This is a genomic window from Neorhizobium sp. NPDC001467 (assembly GCF_050275975.1).
Lineage (GTDB): Bacteria > Pseudomonadota > Alphaproteobacteria > Rhizobiales > Rhizobiaceae > Neorhizobium.
In genome coordinates, this window is the sequence record NZ_JBNNPS010000024.1 from 1 (window position 1) to 1,048 (window position 1,048).

The following is a 1,048-nucleotide window of genomic DNA, read 5'->3' on the forward strand; positions in this document are numbered from 1 at the left end:
CGATGCCTCGATTGTTCCATGGCCTCGGGCAGCGGTATGCCGCGATTGGCAGCCTCGGTCAGGTAACCTGACCGCAACCCGTGCGCTGAAAACTCCCCAGCATCCATCCCGGCCATCGCCGCCCGCTGCTTGACGATATCGTTGACCGATTTCGGATCCAGTGTCCGCTTCGACACATTGCCCCAGCGATCCACCTTGCGAAACACTGACCCGGTTTCAATGCGCGCGGCGGCGATCCAGGCATTCAGCGCCTCGACAGGCCGGCCGGTGAGATAAACCACCTCGTCATGATCGGACCCGGATGTTTTTGTGCGACCGAGATGAATAGAACGAGAGGGGAGGGGAGGGCCGTCCTCGACGGCGATCGGCGGCTCGACGGTCAGCTGTTCAAGACGCAACCCGGCAATTTCGCTACGGCGGCGGCCGCCGGAAGCAAAGGCGACCATCAGGATTGCCCTGTCACGCAGATCGCGCAGGCTGCTGCTCGTGCAGGTGGCCAGCATCTTTGCCAGCACATCGCCCGTTACCGCTTTCGCGCTCTTGCGTTTGCGTGGCTGCGGCGTAGCGCGGACAGCAAGGCGAATAGAGGATTTGATGGCAGGGGAGGTGAAGGCGCCGGGAAGTCCCCGCCATTTTGTCAGGGTCGACCAAGTGGCCAGACGACGGCGTACCGTGTCGGGTGCGTGTGCGCCGGCCGACTTCAAAAATCCTTGGCTACGAAGGTTCTGCTCAACATCGGTCGGCATGCCGTGTTTCGGATCGTCCTGACGTTTTGCTGGATCCCATAAATGATGTGCAACGAATTTGAGGAGAAGCGCCTCCGGCGCCGGCCAGGGCAGGGATTTGCCGGTCGCCGCCAGTGACCAAGCTTGGAGGTAAGCGAGATCAGATGTAAGTGCTCGAAGCGTGTTTTCGCCCATGCCTTCATTGACGAGATGGCGGAGTGTTTCGACATCCTGGTCGGTTAGAAGTTCAGCAAGCTCGTCGCGACGCTCAAGCGGCAGCACGGCAGCGATCGTGTCCAACTCATGGATACGGCGATCGATAG

General features: G+C 60.8%; 1 protein-coding gene. It reads right to left on the minus strand.

All coding sequences use genetic code 11. The features are described from left to right. Nucleotides 1–1,046, minus strand: a 1,046-nt coding sequence (locus ACQKKX_RS20630) for a site-specific integrase (protein WP_427573537.1), incomplete at its 3' end; no start/stop codon positions are given. Nucleotides 1,047–1,048 lie beyond the last annotated feature (2 nt).